This window comes from Pseudoduganella sp. UC29_71 (assembly GCF_042693265.1).
In the GTDB taxonomy this organism is placed as follows: domain Bacteria; phylum Pseudomonadota; class Gammaproteobacteria; order Burkholderiales; family Burkholderiaceae_D; genus Rugamonas.
In genome coordinates, this window is sequence record NZ_CP170549.1 from 2528913 (window position 1) to 2545024 (window position 16112).

Consider the following 16112-nt stretch of genomic DNA (forward strand, 5'->3'; position numbering starts at 1 on the left):
ATGGTAGCACGCCGAAATGGCTATGCATTCGAGCCTGAATATTTTATTCTTCCGCGTTGCCGCTACCTACACGGATGAGTGGCTTTTTATAACAAAAAGGAGAAAGAAGTGTCCAAGCTGATACCAGTCCTTACCCTGGCACTGGCCGCACCCGCGATGGCCGCCAACCAGGGCAAGGCCGACCTGCTGCCCTTCAAGGCCACCGAGAAGACCCTCGCCAACGGCCTGAAAGTGATCGTCGTCCCCACCGGCTTCCCCAACATCGTCTCGCTGCAGATCCCGGTGCAGACCGGCTCGCGCAACGAAGTGGAACCCGGCAAATCCGGCTTCGCCCACTTCTTCGAGCACATGATGTTCCGCGGCACCAGGGACTACCCGCCGGAAAAATACCAGGACATCATCACCAAGGCCGGCGCGCGCCAGAACGCCTACACCAGCGACGACCTGACCAATTACTACACCACCTTCGCCAAGGAAGACCTGGACACGGTGCTCAAGGTCGAGGCAGACCGCTTCCAGCACCTGGAATACAGCGAAGACGTGTTCAAGACCGAGTCGCGCGCCGTTCTGGGCGAATACAACAAGAACAGCGCCAATCCCATGTCCAAGCTGTTTGAAGTGATGCGCGACGCGGCTTACGACAAGCACACCTACAAGCACACCACGATGGGCTTCATCAAGGACATCGAGGACATGCCCAACCAGTACGCCTACTCCAAGGTGTTCTTCGACCGCTGGTATCGCCCCGAGCGCACCACCATCATCGTGGCCGGCGACGTGGAACCGGACAAGGCGATCGCCATGGTGGAAAAATACTGGAGCAAATGGCAGCGCGGCAGCTACAAGGCCGACGTGCCGGTTGAGCCGGCACCGAAAGGCGCCATCTACAAGCACGTGCCGTGGGCCACGCCCACGCTGCCGCTGGTGACGGTGGCCTTCCGCGCACCCGCCTTCTCTGAAAAAGCCAAGGAACAGGCGGCGCTGTCCTTGCTGCTGACGCTGTCCTTCGGCCGCACGTCGCCGCTGTTCAAGCGCCTGGTGCAGGACGAGCAGAAGGTGGACCAGCTGTTCGACAGCACGCCGAACCGCGTCGATCCGACGCTGGCCATAGTCGGCGCGCGCGTCAAGCGCGGCGACGACGCAGTGTACGTGCGCGACGCCATCCTGCAAACCATCGCCAGGGCGCGCACCGAAGCGGTGAGCGACAAGACGCTGGCCGAAGCCAAGTCCGCCCTGAAGTACGGCGTGATCCGTTCGCTGGACAACACCGAGCAAATCGCCGGCACGCTGGCCTCCTTCGTGCATTTCAACCGTTCCTACGGCACCATCAACAACTACTACCGCGTGCTGGACTCGCTGACCCCGGCCGACCTGCTGGCCGCCGGCCGCAAGTTCCTGACCGATGACGGCATGGTCGTCACCACGCTGTCGCACTCCACCCTGCCATCCGAGATCGGCGCGCTGCCCAAGCTGGCCAGCTTCGAGCCAAAGTCGGGCGCGGCGAACATCGACGTGCTGGTGCAAAAGTCCGCACTGCCGCAGATCCGCTACAAGCTGCTGTTCTCGGCCGGCTCGGCGCACGACCCGGCCGGCAAGGAAGGCCTGGCCGCGCTGACCGCCGCCATGGTGGCCTCGGCCGGCTCCACCGACCGCAAGATCGACGAAATCGCCAAGGCCTTCTTCCCGATGGCCGGCAGCTTCAGCGAGCAGACCGACAAGGAGATGACCACCTTCACCGGCTCCATCCACAAGGACAACTGGACCGCCTTCAACGAGATCGCGCTGCCGATGCTGCTGTCGCCGGGCTTCCGCCAGGAAGACTTCCGCCGCCTGAAGGACGCGCAGAAGAACGCGCTGCAGACCGACCTGAAGGACAACAACGAGGAAGAACTGGGCAAGGAACGCCTGCAAACCAACGTCTTCGCGGGCAGCGGCTACGGCCACGCCGCGCTGGGCACCGTCAAGGGCCTGGACAGCATCACGCTGGACGACGTGAAGAACTTCTGGAAGACGGCGTACACCCAGGGCGCGGTGCGCGTCGGCATCTCCGGCGATGTAACGGAGGCCATGACCGCCTCGCTGAAGCAGGCGCTGGCCAAGCTGCCGGAAGGCGCCGGCCTGCCAGCCACCACGGCGCCGGTGGGCAAAATACCGAACGGGCTGGAAGTGGAGATCATCGAGAAGAACACCCGCGCCACGGCCATTTCCTTCGGCTTGCCATTGACGGTGACGCGCTCGCACCCCGACTTCCCTGCCCTGTGGATGGTGAAGACCTGGCTCGGCGAGCACCGTTCATCGAGCGCCCTGCTGTACCAGCGCATCCGCGAACTGCGCGGCATGAACTATGGCGACTACGCTTACACCGAAGCGTTCCCGCGCGGAATGTTCCAGTTCTTCCCCAATCCTAACCTGGGCCGCAAGGCGCAGCTGTTCGAGGTGTGGATACGGCCGGTGGCGCCTGAAAACGGCCACTTCGCGCTGCGCATCGCGCTGTCCGAGCTGGACAAGGCGCTCGGCAAAGGCATGACCCAGGAGCAGTTCGACACCACGCGCGGCTACCTGATGAAGAACGTCTTCGTCATGACCTCGACGCAGGACCAGCAGCTGGGTTATGCGCTCGATTCGCAGTGGTACAACACGCCCGAGTTCACGAAGCTGATGCGCGACGGCCTGTCGAAGCTGACCGTGGACGACGTAAACGCCGCCATGAAGAAGCATCTGTCGGCCAGGAACCTGTCGGTGGTGATCATCACCAAGGACGCCGCCGGCCTGAAAGAGAAGCTGGTCAGCGACGCCCCTTCGCCCATCAAATACGACGGCAACAAGCCGAAGGAAGTGCTGGAGGAAGACCAGGTGATCGGCAACATGAAGCTGAACATCAAGCCGGAGGCGGTGAAGATCACGCCTGCGGCCGAGGTGTTTGCCAATTAAGCTATACGGCGTATCACGCTGAAACAGATCTCGCGGCGCACGGCAAAGCCTAGTTTTTCATAGACTTGCTTGGCGCCGTTTTCCGTTTTCACGTGCAGGAAAGGCGTCTTCCCGGACGCTTCGATCTGCGCCATCAGCGCCAGCATCAAGGCCCGCGCGTGGCCGGCGCCGCGCGCTTCAGGACTGGTGCAGACGGCGCTGATCTCCGTAAACTCGTCCAGCGCCATGCGCGTGCCCGACATTGCCGCCAGCTCGCCCTCCGCATTGCGCACGCCCAGGTAGCGGCCCATGGTGATGGTTTTCCGCACGAACGGCCCGGGCTTGGTCTCCGCCGCCAGCGCGATCATGTCCGGCACGTCGTCCGCGCCCAGCGGCAGCAGCGGCCAGGCGTGGGCGACAGGCTGGGCAGGCCGAGGACCGGCGTACACCATCTGGTCGATATAGCGTGCGCGGACCACTTCCCATTCCGGCGGCAAATCCAGCGGATTCGGCGTCAACAGCCACACTTCCTCGCCCACATCCACCATGGTGCGCAAGTCGGCGAACGCTTGCGGCGATGGTTCGCGCAGGCCAGCCAGCGGCGACACGTCGCGCGGATAACGGGCCGCCAGGCCATGGCGCTGGGCCATCGCGGCATGCGCCCCGCCGCCGGCAAGCGCGCTCCAGACCGGATTATCCAGTGCCAGCGGCTCCAGCTTGCGGTAATAAAAGGCCGTGTCGCACAGCGCGCCGTCGGGCATCAATGCGTAATCCGGCACCACGCCGACACGCTGCCATCCCTGGCGCTCGTACAGGCGCTCGGCATCCGGGCTGGCGGTATCGAGCACCAGCAGCCATTTGCCGCAATCGCGCGCGACCTGTTCGGCGTGCCGCATCAGCGCCTCGCCCAGGCCGCGCCGGCGCGCGCTGCGGCGCACCAGCATTTTCGATACGTCGGCCCGGTGCGGCTGGTTGTCCGGCTGCGCCAGCACCAGCTGCACGGTGCCCAGGATGCCGCTATCGTCCTGCGCCACCATCAGCGCGCGTTCGCCGCGCGCCACGCCATCGGCCACGCTGCGCCAGAAGGCCAGCGCCTTGTCCCGCTCCAGCGGCAGCATGAAGCTCACCGAGGCGCCGCCCTCCACGCAATCGATCAGCAAGTCGGCCAGTTCCTGAATTTGCGCCTCGCTGACGGACGTCAGCCTGCGCACGACGTAGTCACGCATCTCAGCTCCTGATAGTGGTGATGGCGACCGCGTAGCGCGTGGTGTCGCCGGTGGGATTGTGGAAAGCCATGGGCCGGTCCAGCACCATCGCAAAGCAATCGCCCGCGTCCAGCCGGAACAACTCATCGCCGTAGGTGATGTCGATTACCCCCTCCAGCACCCAGATCTGCTGGTGCACCTGCGGTTCGCGCGCGGCGGTTTCATACGCCACGCGGGCCAGCGGCGGAAACTCCACTTCCACCAGCTGGATGGGAGAAGCCACGCCGGCGGGCGACAGGTTGCGCCGCACGTAGCCGGAATGCGGATCGCGCCAGGACTGCTGCTGCGCGCGGCGCGACACCGGCTCGCCTGCCGCCGCAGGCGCCTCGAACAGCGACGCCAGCGTGACGCCCAGGCCGGTCGCCAGCTTTTCCAGTACCACAGCGGTGGGACTGCTCTCGCCGCGCTCGATGAGCGACAACATGGAGCGGCTTACGCCGCAATGGCTGGCCAGCGCTTCCAGCGACAGCCCGCGCGCAGCGCGCAGTTCGCGCACCCGCTGGGCTATGAGTAAATGCAGAGAGGAATCCGTCATGATGGATAAAGTATCCAACATATTGGACAGCCATGCAAGCGGCTTTTTACTTGGCGGAGGCGCGCGCCATCAGGTCGTCCATCGCAGGCACGATCGCCAGCGCCACCAGCAGCAAGGCCAGCGGCACCGTGGCCGAATAGCCGATGGCCTGGAAACCCAGCGCACCGGTTACGCCGCCTGCGAAGAACGCGGACACCAGCGCCACCAGCAGCCGCAGCCGCTCGTGGTTGGCGCGCACCTCGTGCCGGCCGGGCTGCGGCGCGCCATTCCAGTACAGCATCTTGCCGACTTCAATGCCGATATCGGTGACGATGCCGGTGATGTGCGTAGTGCGTATCTCGGCCTTGGACACCTTGGTGATCAGTGCATTCTGCAGCCCCATAATGAAGCACAGCATCATCACCGTGAGCGGGACGAACAGCCCCGCGACGCCCGCCAGCCGCGCACCCAGCACGCCGAAGCCCAGCAGCAGCACGGCCTCCAGCAACAGGGGCAGCGCATACTCGCCGTGCATTTTCCGGCGCCGCGCATAGTTCACCATGATGGCCGAACAGGCCGCGCCTGCCACGAAGGACAGCAAGGCGCCCAAGCCGGGCAGGACCAGCTTGTAGGCGCCGAGCGCCAGGCCGTCCGCCATGGCGGATACGATACCGGTCAAGTGTGAGGTGTACTGGCGCACCGCGAGAAAGCCGCCAGCGTTGATGGCGCCGGCGACAAAGCACAGCAACACGCCGAGGTGGCGGTTACCGTCGGCGCTGCGCTGGCTGCCAGTGGGTTTACGGGCGTAATGGATAGGCATGGTCTGCCCGATACTTTAGCACCGTTCCGCCTTAGCTCAACCGGAAAATGGCAGCGGCAACAGGTCGGGCGCCACCCAGCCGCGCCGCGCCGCCACGGAGAACAGCACGGGCTGCGACCAATGGCGCAGCAGCCAGTCCTTGCTGCCGTAGGGGGACGCGAGCAAGGCGTTGCAGGCGGCATGCAGCGTGGCGCCTCGCGGCTGCGCGTCGAGGAAGGCGGCGACCGCCAGCAGAGAGGCCTGGGTGATGGTTTCGTGGTAGCCGCCGGTGTCCGTGTTTGCCACGCCACAGGCTTCGTTGTAGGCGGAGATAATGCCCGGCATGTCGCGCGCTGCGTGCAGGTCGTTGCGGACTGCGATGATCCAGGCAGCGGCGGCCAGGTGCGCCGCATGGGTCCATTCGGCCTTAGGCAGCGTGCAAGCCAGCACTTGCATGCCGATGGATTCAATCTGGGCGTCGCTGGAAAATTGGAAGGTGCTCATGCCATTGCCATGCCCGTGATAAGGGACCATGCCGCGAAGGCCAGCAAGGCAATGCCGGACACCGCCTCGATGATGCGCAGCATCCGGGGCGACACCGCCTTGCGGCTGGCTGAGACGCCGCCGACCAGCAGCGCCCACCAGGCGATCGAGCCAGCAAAGACGCCGGCCACCAGTACCAGGCCGCCGCGCATGCTGCCGTCTGGCGGCGCCAGCGCTGCCAGCAGGCCGGCGAAGGACAGGATGGTCATGGGGCTGGACGCGGTCAGCGCGAATGTCGTGCCGAAGGCGCCCAGCAGGCCGCCTGCGGTCGCACCGCGCGCCGATGCGGGCGCATGGCCGCTGGCCGGCAGCTGCGAGCCGCACGGCGCGGATGCTGGCGGCATGGCGCGGGCGCGGGCCAAAGCGGCCACGCCCAGGCCCGCCATCAGCAGGCCGCCGACGATGCGCAGCAAGGCGGCATGCTCCAGCAGCAGCGCGGCCACGGCGCTGACGCCAAGCGCCGCCACCAGGCCGTACATGGCATCCGCCGTGGCCGCGCCCAGGCCGGACGCCAGCCCTGTGCGGGCGCCGTGCGCAAAGGTGCGGCGTATGCACAGCAAGCCGACCGGCCCCACCGGCGCGGCGATGGCAAAGCCGATCAGCGCCCCGCGCGCCAAGGTGGCCCCCATGTCGATCATGGTGCCTCTCCCGGTGCCTGGGCAAAGGCCAGTTCGGAGGTTTCCTTGGCCGTGTCCAGCGCAATGATGGTCTCGGTGCGCAGCACCCCGGCCACCGGCTTCAGGCGCTCGGTCAGGAAGCGCTGCAGCGCGGCGGTATCGCGCACGCGCACCTTCACCATCCACGAATGGGGGCCGGTGATATGGTGCGCCTCCTGCACCTCGGCGAAGGAGCGCAAGGCCGCAGCGAACAGCGCCTCTTCCGCGCGCGGCTCCAGATCGACAAAGATGAAGGCGCACACGGTGATGCCGACGCGCGCCGGATCGACCACCGCGCGGTTGCCGACCACGGCGCCGGACGCGTTCAGGCGCCGCAGCCGATCGCTGACGGCCGAGACGGACAAGCCGATCTCCTGCCCGATCTCGGCCGCCGAGCGCCGGTTGTCGGATTGGATCAGCTGGAGAATTTGCAGGTCGTGAGTATCCATGCAGCGATTTTGCCTGCCTTTAGATCACATCGCAAGCAAAATCGCTATCACCATACTACTCGAACGGGTTTTTAACGGTTTTTACGTCGGGCGCCGGCAATTTATCCGGCAAGGCCTGCGCCTCCAGCTTGGCCAGCACGTCGCCCAGCAAGGCGTGCAGCGCGCGCGCGTGGGCCAGGCCCGCCTTGTCCAGCGTCAGGTCGATGTCGCCCGAGAGGGTGATGCGGTCCAGGCGGTTCTCCACCATCAGGCCGCCAATATGCAGCACGTCCGCCTCGTTATCGTAAGGGATGAATTTCTTTGCCATGGGTCGGTCCTTTAGCGTTGACGGATTTTCGGGGTCGGCAGGCGCAGCATGGTCTCCTTCTGGCGCGCCGACAGCGAAGGCAGCAGATCAATGCCGATCTTCGCCTCCAGCTGCGCCACGCTCATGGTGACATACTTCACGTCCGCCTTGTTCTCGACAAAGTAGGCGGCGCCGGCGCGCTGGCGCGGGCTGTACACCACCTTGTACAAATGGCTGGGCACCAGCACGTTGCCCACCTTGCGCAGATCGCCGCCAAGGAAGGCCGGGCCGGTGATCACGTACAGGTCGCCCTCCTTCCGCGCCAGTTTACGCACCGCCTGCTCGATGCCGGCCCAGACCTGGCGGTTGTTGTCCGAATCCTGCGGCACCATATTTGCCAGCGTAAAGCTGTCGCGCTGCGCCGCGCGGTCCGGCATATCGCCATTGGGCGCCATGTGGCCGCGGTCGAAGCCGCTGCGCGCATAGTCCGACAATTCGGCCCGTTCGCTGCGCGGCAGGCGCGGCTCCGGATGGAAGGAATTCTCGCGGTCCAGTTCACGGGCCTGGTCCACCGCGCCGGAGGTCAGATGCTCGGCCGACCACAGCGGCGTGCGCGTGATCCCCGAATGCATGACGCCGAACACGCCGTAGCACAGCTCCCTGGTGGCCGAAGCCAGCTTACCGTTGCGTATCTCCGGCGCGCGGCCATCGACATAATGAGACGGGCAAGCGCCGGCAAACGCCCAGCCCGACGCCAGCGCCAACGCGCCGGCGGCAATCAACTTCTGAATCATAAGTCCCTAAATGTGTGTGTTTCGAAAGCAGACTGAGCCGCATTCGGGGTCAGACCCCGAATGCGGCTCAGCTCGCTTGGCGAGGGGGCGGCGCATTTTAGCGGACGCGGGCGATTTGCGACAGGCGCTGCGCTATCGTGTTCAGCTCGGCGCGCAGGGAGTCGGGGGAGATGATGCGGAATCCGAACGGCAGGCTGGCCAGTTCGCGCGCGAACCAGGCCAGGTCGTCGGATTGGTTGTGCAGCAGGACGCCTTCGTCCGTTTGCTCGAACAGGCCGATCACGTCCATCAGGTAGCGTTGCGCGGTGCGCAGGTCGGTCTCCAGCAGCACCGTGGCGGCGTAGGCGCGCGGCATGGCGGCCAGCGAGGTACGCAGGTGCGCCAGCGCGTCGAAGCCGTCCGGGCGCGCGAAGCCGTGCGGCAGCGGCGCGGCGGATACGATGCGGTCCAGCCGGAAAGTGCGCATGTCCTGCCGCAGATGGCAGTGGCCGACCGCGTACCAGCAGCCGTCGTAGAAGGCCAGGCCGTAGGGGTCGAATCCGCGCTCGGTTTCGGCGGCGCCGGGCGGCTTGTAGCGTAGCTGCACGCGCTGGCGCGCCTGGGCGGCCGAACTGAGCGTGACCAGCGCGGCATTGTCCTGCGGTGCGGTGGCGCGCTCCAGGTCGAGCCGCACGGTTTCGTCGATGGCGCCCACGCGCTGCTTCAAGCCGGCCGGCATGATGCGTTCCAGTTTGGCTTGCGCGCTGGCCACCGCAGGCGCGGCTTCGGCCAGCCCGAGGCTGCGCGCGGCCAGCAGGCCGAGCGACAGCGCCAGCGCTTCGTCGTCGGTAAACATCATGGGCGGCAGTTTGAAGCCGGGCATCAGCGCGTAGCCGCCGTGGCGTCCCCGCTCGCTCAGGATGGGGATGCCGATCTGCTCCAGCATGACGATGTAGCGCCGCAAGGTGCGGCCGTCCACTTCCAGGCGACGGGACATCTCCGCGCCGCTCAGGCGGCCATGGGTTTGCAGCAGTTCCAGCACGGCCAGAACGCGGGTGGTTGGATGGTACATGGCAAGAAAGATAGCAGAGAATCAGGGCGGAATCTGCCCTATTTGTACTTTATGCTGCTTCATCGCCTCAAACGGCGCATCGGAAACGCACGGGAGACTCAAATGGACCAAAGCACCAATCTGTGGCTGTACTTTATTGTGGTATTCGGCATCATCGTGCTGCCGGGACTGGACATGGCTTATGTGATGGCCAGCTCCATCCTGGGCGGGCGCCGCGCGGGGCTGGCGGCAGTGGGCGGCATCGTCGCGGGCGGCGTCTGCCATTTGCTGATGGCGACGGCGGGCATCGCCGTGGTGCTGAAGCTGTGGCCGGGGCTGTTCAACTTGATCCTGCTGGCAGGGGCGGCCTATATCGCGTGGATGGGCGTCAGCTTCCTGCGCAGCGACAGCGTGTTCCGTCCCGCCACCGGCCGCGAAGTGCTGGCGCCGCCGGTGATCTTCCGCCGCGCCATGATGACCAGCTTGCTCAATCCCAAGGCCTACATCTTCATGCTGGCCATTTTCCCGCAGTTCCTGAGGACGGACCAGGGGCCGCTATGGCTGCAATCCGGGGTGCTGGGCGCCATCACGGCGGCGACGCAGGTGGGCGTCTACGGTGCGCTGGCCTTTGCCTCCAGCCAGGCCAGCGGCTGGTTCAGCGCGCACCCGCGCGCCGCTGTCGTGACGGCGCGCGCCATGGGGGTGCTGCTGATCTTCACTGCGCTGCTGAGCGCCAGCCAGGCCTTGCGCGAGCTGGCACCCGATTGGCGGCCCAGCGACGTGACGCTGGTGGTGGGCGGGCGTTCGGTGCGGTGAATGCTACAACGAGCGGCCGTCGTAGTGCTGAACGGGCAGCGCGTCGACGTCGATGTTCTCGATGCAGTTGATGTTCACGGCGGCCATGGCGTTGCCCTTGGGGTCGACGCCGTCGCCGTGGGTATGGATGCCGCAGGTGGGGCAAAAGCGGTGATGGATGACGTGCTTGTTGAAAGTGTAGCTGGCCAGCTTGTCTTCCGGCATGAGCAGCGTGAGGGCGCTGCGCGGGAAAAAGGCCATGCGCACGCCCTTGCGCCTGCATATGGAGCAGTTGCACATGACGGCGCCCGTGATGTTGCCTTCCACCTCGAACTTCACATTGCCGCAATGGCAGCTGCCGGTATAGCGCATTGTCGTCTCCACAAGATTATTGTGCAGGCAGTGTAGCGCTATTTGCTCCGCCTTTCCAGCGCCTGCAGCACGCCTTTGCGGTTCTTGTGCGCCGCTTCGAAGCTGCGGATTTTGCGCACCTGTGCAGCGGTCAGCTCATCCAGGCGGCTGCGGATTTCGGTCACGGTCAGCTGCTGGTAGTTCTTGATCGGCAGTCCCTCGTCGCCGGACTTGCCCTTCTGTTCCTTGGTTTCGCCGCTTTCCTTGCGCTGCTTGTTGACGATGCGTGCCGCCACTTCCTCCTCGCGCCCCTTGTAGCGGCCTTCCTTCTCGAACTTCTCTTCAAGCTCGTTGTACTCGCGTTCCCGTTTCGGGCTGGCTCCTCGTGGCATGGCACTACTCCTGGCAGTGAATATAGTGCCGATACTACAAAATCGGCGGCGCCAACGGCGCACGATCGGGCTTGCGCAGCGCGACCGGCGCCGACATCGGCAGCGTCACGGTGAAACATGCGCCTGCCCCTTCGGCACTGCTGACTTCCACGCTGCCGTGCAGGGTGCTGGTGACCAGTTTGTACACGATGTGCAGCCCAAGCCCGCTGCCGCCCTTGCCCATGCGCGTGGTGAAGAAGGGATCGAACACGCGGGCCAGGTTGTCCTGCGGGATGCCAAGGCCATCGTCGCGCACCGTGATGGCCACATGGCCGTTGCCATCCTGCTCGGCAGCGATGGTGACGGTGCCGGCCAGGCCTGGCAGGAAGGCATGCTGCACCGCGTTGGCGATCAGTTGCGTCAGCACTTGTCCCAGCTGGTCCGGATAGCTGTCCATTTGTATGCCGGGGCCGATGCTGCACACCACACGGTCGCCGCTGTCGCTGATCGCCTCGTCCAGCTCAAGCAGCACATTGCGCACCATCTCGCCGAGATCGAAACGCCGCCTGCCGTCGGCCGCCTGCTCGTCGGCCACCTGCTTGAAACTGCCCACCAATTTGGCCGCCTGGTCCAGGCTGCGCATCAGGATGCCGGCGCCCTGCTCCACCGTGCCGACGAATTCCTGCATGCGGCTGCGCGTCAGGCCGCGTTCCATTTCCCGCGCAAAGTCCGCCGCGCGCGACTGCAGCGTGCTGGCGGCCAGCAGGCTGTTGCCGATCGGGGTATTCAGTTCGTGCGAGATGCCGGCCACCACGGCGCCCAGCGCAGCCATCTTCTCGGAGCGCAGCAGTTCGTCCTGCAAGGACGTGAGCCGCATCAGCGCCGCGTGCAAGTCCTGGTTGGACTGCGCCAGCTTGAGCGAAAAGGCTTCCTGCTGGAGCATGGACAGGCGCAGTTCTGCATTGCTGGCTTCCAGCTGTTCCTTCTGCTCCATCAGCACGAAGTCGCGCTCTATGCTCTTCTTGATCTCCCACAGCAGTTCGACATACCGGTGCTGGTAGTTGCGCGTTTTGCTATCCAATACGCAGATGGTGCCGAACACCTCGTTGTCGGGCCACAGCAGCGGCACGCCGAGGTAGGAAATCATGTTCAGCGCCACGTCCGGATTGCAGCGCCAATGCTCGTCCTCGAGTGCATTGGGCACGTGCAGCAGGCCGCGCGTGGCCATCACCGTCTCGCAGTATAAGCCGGTGTTCAGTTGGGCCTTCTCGTCGGCCTCGTAGGGATTGCCCTCGCTGTCGCTGGAGACCAGCACTTCGATCTGCTCGGGCAGCACGCGCATGATCAAGCCGGCGGGAACGTCGAAAATACCGGCCATGACGTTGGTGGTGTTCTGCCACTTGGCCAGGAAGGCCTCGGGAATTGCGCTAGCGTGTGAGCTCACTGACCGTCCTCCAACGTTGAAAGTTGCCAAATCAATATACTCCGGCGCCGGTCCGCTAGCAAGCTTCATCCGTTCTTTTCAGAACTGCTCCACCCAGGCGGCCAGTTGCGCCGGCGTCAGCATGCTGTCGGCCTGCGCCAGTTTGCCCTGCACGGTGCCGCCCTCTCCCTTGCACACCTGGAGCGACCAGCCCTGCCGCCCCAGCCACAGGAGCGCCGCCAGCCAGAACGCGTGCTGCGAGGACAGCACGTCGCCGGTGGGGGTTTCGAGGAACTCGGCCAGTCCGGCACCCGGCTGGAACAGCACGCCGGTGCCGCCCAGCGTGGCGCAGCTGTCGCCAAACACTTCAGCCATCATTTCCAGCGCCCGCACCGGTTCGGCATGCGGATAGCGCTGCGCTATCCCGGCCAGCTGCTCGCGCACGGCCAGGCCGAAGGCCGCGCTGCGGAACGCCTCGGATGCGGTGAGGTCGGCGTAGTCCATCAGCAGCCAGTCCGGTTCGGGCCGCGTCATGCCCGCCAGCAGCGCGGCCGACAGATAGGCGTCCACCGGCAGGTAGGACACCTGGCCGGCTATGCTGGCGCTCAGCGTGTAGATGGTGCCGATGCGCGCGGCGACGGTCTGCTGCTGGCGCACCAGCAGCTTTTCGCGCAGCAGCTGGGCGTGTTCCTTGCGTAGCCGGGCCAGGTCCAGCGCCTGCTTCATCTCCATGCGCAGCGCCGAGATGTCCCATGGCTTTTGCATGTAGCGGTGGATCTGGCCCTGGTTCACCGCTTCCACCGTGTGATCCAGCTCCGCGTAGGCGGTGGTGAGGATGCGGATGATATGCGGGTATTTGTCCCAGGCGTAGACCAGCAGCTCGTTGCCGTAGGCGCCGGGCATGCGCTGGTCGGATACCAGCACGGCGATACTATCGGCATGCTGGTCCAGCAGCCGCTTGCCTTCCTCCACCGAGGCGGCGGTCAGGATGGGCGCCAGCGTGCCGAGCGCGCGCTGGAAGTATTTGAGGGCGGTGACCTCGTCGTCTACATAGAGTATGGCCGCAACGGGCGTGCCGTGCTTACTGGTGTCGCTCATGCTTTTTCCTTCTCTGAACGCGGGAATTTCATGGTAACGATGGATGGGCTGCACATGGCAGGTCGAAGGTGAACTGGGTCCAGAACCCGGCAGCGCTGTCGGCCACCAGCGTGCCACCGTGACGCTGCACCACGCTGTAGCTGATGCTCAGGCCCAGACCGAGGCCCTGGCCCACTTCGCGGGTGGTGAAAAACGGTTCGAACACGCGGCCCAGGTGCTCGGGCAGAATGCCGGGGCCGTTGTCGCGCACGCTCACTGTCAGGCGCTCGCCAGCCGCGCCGGTGTCGGCCACGATGTCGATGGCCGGCTCCGCGGTGCCGTGCTTGCGCATGGCCAGCGCGGCGTTGCTGATGAGGTTAATCAGCACGCCGATAATGGCCGCTTCGTCGCCGCGCACCATGGTGTCGCCGCGCAGTTCGCGCCGGATCTTGATGCCTTTGGTTTCGTGGCTCACCAGGCGCACCGCCGAATCGAGCGCGCGCTCGAACATGAAGCGCGCGCTGTAGTGGTCGGCGTCCTGCTTGCGGTAGGCGAAGGTCTTCAGGTCGGACACGATGTGCTGCACGCGCTGCATGCCGCGCTTGGCGTCGGCCAGGCATTCGCTCACCAGCTCACTATCCCTGGCCGCCGGGTCTTCGATGGCCACATCGATCGCCATCATGCAGTAGTTGACCGGGTTGTTCACCTCGTGCAGCAGCCCTGCCGCCAGCGTACCCAGCGCCGCCATCTTTTCCTGCTGCAGCATCTGGCCCTTGATTTCGGCGAGGTCGCGGTTGGTGGCTTCGAGTTGGGCGTTGTTGTCGGCCAGTTCCGCCTTCAGGCGGTAGAGCATGAAACGCGCCTGCTCGTTGTAGAAGGTGCACACCGCGCTGGCAATCGCGGTAAAGATCAGGAAAATGGAATTGACGGCAAACGGACCGTCCGCGTGCACGCCGTCCGGATGCAGATAGCAGGCCAGGAAGTAGCACAGGTAAGTGAGGCCGCCGAGCGACAGGTTCTGCCACAGGCTGAATGGCAGCGCGATCCCGGATGCGAACACGGCCAGGTTCAGGCCCGCGTAATAGATAGAGCTGGCGCCTTCGGTTTGCTGGATCATCCAGGCGATCATCAACTGCGGGGCCAGCAGCCAGCCGAAGGTGAGCGACTGCACGTTGCGCTCGCCCCAGGGTGTGCGCATGGCGAGCACCACACCGTACAGCGCGGCGCCGACCAGCACGCGAACCACGGCGAATTCAAGTTGATGTTCCGGGTACAGGCTGTAATCGAGGCCGGTGCCCAGCAGGATCAGCGCAATTGCAGTCAGCGCACCGCCCCGGCTGAAGCGCAAGCGGTAGGCGCGCAGCACGGAGGCGTAGCTGCCTTGCGCAGTCATGGAATGCAGGCTTCCGCGAACACATTGATGCCGGTGGCGTCCAGGTACACGCTGCGCTGCTGCGCTTCGGACGGCAGCAGCTGCTGCATCTTTCGCTCATCGCGGTGGATCAGATACCATTCAAGCAGATGTTCCATGCCCGGCCGTTCCGGATTGCTGGTGTGGACATTGGTCAGCAGCAGCCGGCCGCCGGAGCGCATGCGCGCGGTGAAATGCGACACCAGCCGCGCGCACACCTTGTCGGACAGGTAATCGAACAGCCCGGCGCAATAGACCACGTCGAACTCGCCGGCCGGCTCGGCATCCGGGCGGCGCTTGAGCAGCTGCTGCACCGAGTCCTGCATGAAGCGGATCGCCACCTGGCGCACCAGGTCCTTGTTGATGGCGCCCAAACGGTGGCTGGTCCACTCCAGCGTTTCGCCGCTGAAGTCCACCAGCTCGAAGGACAGCCAGTGCGGCTCGTCGTAGTCGCGCAGGAAGCGCTGCACTTCGGCCGCAGGGCCGCAGCCCACATTCAGCACGCGGAAAGGCCGTCCCGCCGCGCGCGCCGCATCGGCGGTACGCTTGAGGAAGGCGGTCAGGATATCGATGCGGTTGCGGTGCGCGGCCGCCACCGCCGTCTGCAGGAACGCTGCGTTGACGATCTGGAAGTAGGTGCTCGGCCCCTGGCGCGGATCGTCCAGGATCTGGTTCACCATGTGATAGTCGCCGGCATAGCCCAACGGCTTGGTGTAGGTGCGGAACACGAAGGGCGCACGCAGGATCAGCGGGTGCAGCGCAGCCTGGGCGAAGGCGCGGTGCGAGGCGGCGCTTTCTTCCTCCACCCGAGCCGCTTCGGCGTTGATGTCGTCAAAATAGCGCCTGGTGCGCAGCACCAGCGGCTCGGCCAGTTCGGCGAAAACATCGGCGCGCAGCCTGCCGTTTTCCCTGGGCAGTGCGGCCGACAAATCCAGCTGCTCCACCCAGCGCGCCACTTCGGACAGGTAGGCGCGCGTCTCATTGATGGCGATCTGGTAATCGCGCCGGATGCGGAAGCGTTCGTCCCAGTCGGCCACGAATCGGGCCGCCGCGGCGCCAACCGCACCGGCAAGCGGCAAGGGTCCGCCCGCCTCGTCTGCCACGCCCAGCTCGCGCCATTCGTCGATTAGCGTCACCGACACCACGGCGGTCAGCCCGGTGTTGACGATGCTGACCACCACCGCCTTGCCCGCATAGCCGCAGCGGGTGCCGATGCGTATCGTCAGTTCGCTCAGCACTTCACTGGCCTGGACGATGGAGTATGGGTTGTACACCTCCATCACCAGCGCGCGGCGCTGCAAATTAACGATGGTGGCCCTGACCGTCTCGCCCTGCGCATTCTGAAAACTCACGACCGGATCGATTTGCGTTTGTGAATACACGTTGGAACACACTCCCCCGGTTATGCGGTTTCCTCACGAATGGCAGTGCTTGCGCT

At 65.3% G+C, this 16112-nt stretch carries 17 protein-coding genes and 1 pseudogene; 2 read left to right on the forward strand and 16 right to left on the reverse strand.

All coding sequences use genetic code 11. The features are described from left to right. Positions 1 to 108 precede the first annotated feature (108 nt). The gene (locus ACFJI2_RS11075; protein WP_377705039.1) at positions 109 to 2931 is read left to right on the forward strand and encodes a M16 family metallopeptidase; all 2823 of its coding nucleotides are present in this window, start codon (positions 109 to 111) and stop codon (positions 2929 to 2931) included. Here the strand turns inward: ACFJI2_RS11075 and ACFJI2_RS11080 are convergent. The 10 genes and pseudogenes from ACFJI2_RS11080 to ACFJI2_RS11125 form a co-directional block, all read right to left on the reverse strand. Beyond that, positions 2928 to 3560, reverse strand: a complete 633-nt coding sequence (locus tag ACFJI2_RS11080) for a GNAT family N-acetyltransferase (RefSeq protein WP_377705823.1) — start codon at positions 3558 to 3560, stop codon at positions 2928 to 2930. The genes ACFJI2_RS11075 and ACFJI2_RS11080 overlap by 4 nt on opposite strands. 63 nt (positions 3561 to 3623) lie before the next feature. Beyond that, a pseudogene (locus ACFJI2_RS11085) lies at positions 3624 to 4136 on the reverse strand (GNAT family N-acetyltransferase); the annotation flags it as partial. Position 4137: 1 nt separating this feature from the next. Further along, the gene (locus ACFJI2_RS11090) at positions 4138 to 4710 is read right to left on the reverse strand and encodes a helix-turn-helix domain-containing protein (protein WP_377705040.1); all 573 of its coding nucleotides are present in this window, start codon (positions 4708 to 4710) and stop codon (positions 4138 to 4140) included. A 46-nt stretch (positions 4711 to 4756) separates the two neighbouring features. Next, the gene (locus tag ACFJI2_RS11095; protein ID WP_377705041.1) at positions 4757 to 5509 is read right to left on the reverse strand and encodes a YoaK family protein; all 753 of its coding nucleotides are present in this window, start codon (positions 5507 to 5509) and stop codon (positions 4757 to 4759) included. Positions 5510 to 5545: 36 nt separating this feature from the next. After that, positions 5546 to 5992 (reverse strand): hypothetical protein, encoded by a 447-nt coding sequence (locus ACFJI2_RS11100; protein WP_377705042.1) that lies wholly within the window; start codon positions 5990 to 5992, stop codon positions 5546 to 5548. Beyond that, on the reverse strand, positions 5989 to 6669 hold the full coding sequence (locus ACFJI2_RS11105) for a LysE family translocator (RefSeq protein ID WP_377705043.1): 681 nt from the start codon (positions 6667 to 6669) through the stop codon (positions 5989 to 5991). The genes ACFJI2_RS11100 and ACFJI2_RS11105 overlap by 4 nt, the downstream gene beginning before the upstream one ends. Continuing rightward, entirely contained in the window at positions 6666 to 7136 is a 471-nt protein-coding gene (locus ACFJI2_RS11110; RefSeq protein ID WP_377705044.1) for an Lrp/AsnC family transcriptional regulator, read from the reverse strand. Before ACFJI2_RS11110 ends, ACFJI2_RS11105 begins: the two co-directional genes overlap by 4 nt. Before the next feature lie 55 nt (positions 7137 to 7191). Then, positions 7192 to 7443, reverse strand: a complete 252-nt coding sequence (locus tag ACFJI2_RS11115) for a hypothetical protein (RefSeq protein ID WP_377705045.1) — start codon at positions 7441 to 7443, stop codon at positions 7192 to 7194. A gap of 11 nt (positions 7444 to 7454) precedes the next feature. After that, positions 7455 to 8216: a DNA/RNA non-specific endonuclease gene (locus tag ACFJI2_RS11120; RefSeq protein ID WP_377705046.1), complete on the reverse strand. Its 762-nt coding sequence runs from the start codon at positions 8214 to 8216 to the stop codon at positions 7455 to 7457. 97 nt (positions 8217 to 8313) lie between these two features. Beyond that, positions 8314 to 9267: a helix-turn-helix transcriptional regulator gene (locus tag ACFJI2_RS11125; RefSeq protein ID WP_377705047.1), complete on the reverse strand. Its 954-nt coding sequence runs from the start codon at positions 9265 to 9267 to the stop codon at positions 8314 to 8316. Between the two features lie 102 nt (positions 9268 to 9369). Between ACFJI2_RS11125 and ACFJI2_RS11130 the strand changes: the two genes are divergently transcribed. Continuing rightward, entirely contained in the window at positions 9370 to 10062 is a 693-nt protein-coding gene (locus tag ACFJI2_RS11130) for a LysE family translocator (protein WP_377705048.1), read from the forward strand. 3 nt (positions 10063 to 10065) lie between these two features. Here ACFJI2_RS11130 and ACFJI2_RS11135 read toward each other — a convergent pair whose 3' ends face one another. From ACFJI2_RS11135 to ACFJI2_RS11160, 6 genes are all read right to left on the reverse strand, one after another. Further along, positions 10066 to 10413 carry a GFA family protein gene (locus ACFJI2_RS11135; RefSeq protein WP_377705049.1) on the reverse strand — a complete coding sequence of 116 codons (348 nt, stop codon included), beginning with the start codon at positions 10411 to 10413 and terminating at the stop codon, positions 10066 to 10068. A 38-nt stretch (positions 10414 to 10451) separates the two neighbouring features. Further along, the gene (locus ACFJI2_RS11140; protein WP_377705050.1) at positions 10452 to 10784 is read right to left on the reverse strand and encodes a hypothetical protein; all 333 of its coding nucleotides are present in this window, start codon (positions 10782 to 10784) and stop codon (positions 10452 to 10454) included. 34 nt (positions 10785 to 10818) lie between these two features. Further along, positions 10819 to 12207 (reverse strand): ATP-binding protein, encoded by a 1389-nt coding sequence (locus ACFJI2_RS11145; protein ID WP_377705051.1) that lies wholly within the window; start codon positions 12205 to 12207, stop codon positions 10819 to 10821. A gap of 78 nt (positions 12208 to 12285) precedes the next feature. Further along, positions 12286 to 13284 carry a response regulator gene (locus ACFJI2_RS11150; RefSeq protein WP_377705052.1) on the reverse strand — a complete coding sequence of 333 codons (999 nt, stop codon included), beginning with the start codon at positions 13282 to 13284 and terminating at the stop codon, positions 12286 to 12288. A 28-nt stretch (positions 13285 to 13312) separates the two neighbouring features. Next, positions 13313 to 14656, reverse strand: a complete 1344-nt coding sequence (locus ACFJI2_RS11155; RefSeq protein WP_377705053.1) for a sensor histidine kinase — start codon at positions 14654 to 14656, stop codon at positions 13313 to 13315. After that, positions 14653 to 16056, reverse strand: a complete 1404-nt coding sequence (locus ACFJI2_RS11160; protein WP_377705054.1) for a class I SAM-dependent methyltransferase — start codon at positions 16054 to 16056, stop codon at positions 14653 to 14655. Before ACFJI2_RS11160 ends, ACFJI2_RS11155 begins: the two co-directional genes overlap by 4 nt. Positions 16057 to 16112 lie beyond the last annotated feature (56 nt).

Excerpts from the sequence above, each read along its gene's own strand:
- ACFJI2_RS11080 (WP_377705823.1), bottom strand. The coding sequence starts at position 3,560 with ATGGCCCAGCGCCATGGCCTGGCGGCCCGTTATCCGCGCGACGTGTCG.
- ACFJI2_RS11090 (WP_377705040.1), bottom strand. The coding sequence starts at position 4,710 with ATGACGGATTCCTCTCTGCATTTACTCATAGCCCAGCGGGTGCGCGAA.
- ACFJI2_RS11095 (WP_377705041.1), bottom strand. The coding sequence starts at position 5,509 with ATGCCTATCCATTACGCCCGTAAACCCACTGGCAGCCAGCGCAGCGCC.
- ACFJI2_RS11100 (WP_377705042.1), bottom strand. The coding sequence starts at position 5,992 with ATGAGCACCTTCCAATTTTCCAGCGACGCCCAGATTGAATCCATCGGC.
- ACFJI2_RS11105 (WP_377705043.1), bottom strand. The coding sequence starts at position 6,669 with ATGATCGACATGGGGGCCACCTTGGCGCGCGGGGCGCTGATCGGCTTT.
- ACFJI2_RS11110 (WP_377705044.1), bottom strand. The coding sequence starts at position 7,136 with ATGGATACTCACGACCTGCAAATTCTCCAGCTGATCCAATCCGACAAC.
- ACFJI2_RS11115 (WP_377705045.1), bottom strand. The coding sequence starts at position 7,443 with ATGGCAAAGAAATTCATCCCTTACGATAACGAGGCGGACGTGCTGCAT.
- ACFJI2_RS11120 (WP_377705046.1), bottom strand. The coding sequence starts at position 8,216 with ATGATTCAGAAGTTGATTGCCGCCGGCGCGTTGGCGCTGGCGTCGGGC.
- ACFJI2_RS11125 (WP_377705047.1), bottom strand. The coding sequence starts at position 9,267 with ATGTACCATCCAACCACCCGCGTTCTGGCCGTGCTGGAACTGCTGCAA.
- ACFJI2_RS11130 (WP_377705048.1), top strand. The coding sequence starts at position 9,370 with ATGGACCAAAGCACCAATCTGTGGCTGTACTTTATTGTGGTATTCGGC.
- ACFJI2_RS11135 (WP_377705049.1), bottom strand. The coding sequence starts at position 10,413 with ATGCGCTATACCGGCAGCTGCCATTGCGGCAATGTGAAGTTCGAGGTG.
- ACFJI2_RS11140 (WP_377705050.1), bottom strand. The coding sequence starts at position 10,784 with ATGCCACGAGGAGCCAGCCCGAAACGGGAACGCGAGTACAACGAGCTT.
- ACFJI2_RS11150 (WP_377705052.1), bottom strand. The coding sequence starts at position 13,284 with ATGAGCGACACCAGTAAGCACGGCACGCCCGTTGCGGCCATACTCTAT.
- ACFJI2_RS11155 (WP_377705053.1), bottom strand. The coding sequence starts at position 14,656 with ATGACTGCGCAAGGCAGCTACGCCTCCGTGCTGCGCGCCTACCGCTTG.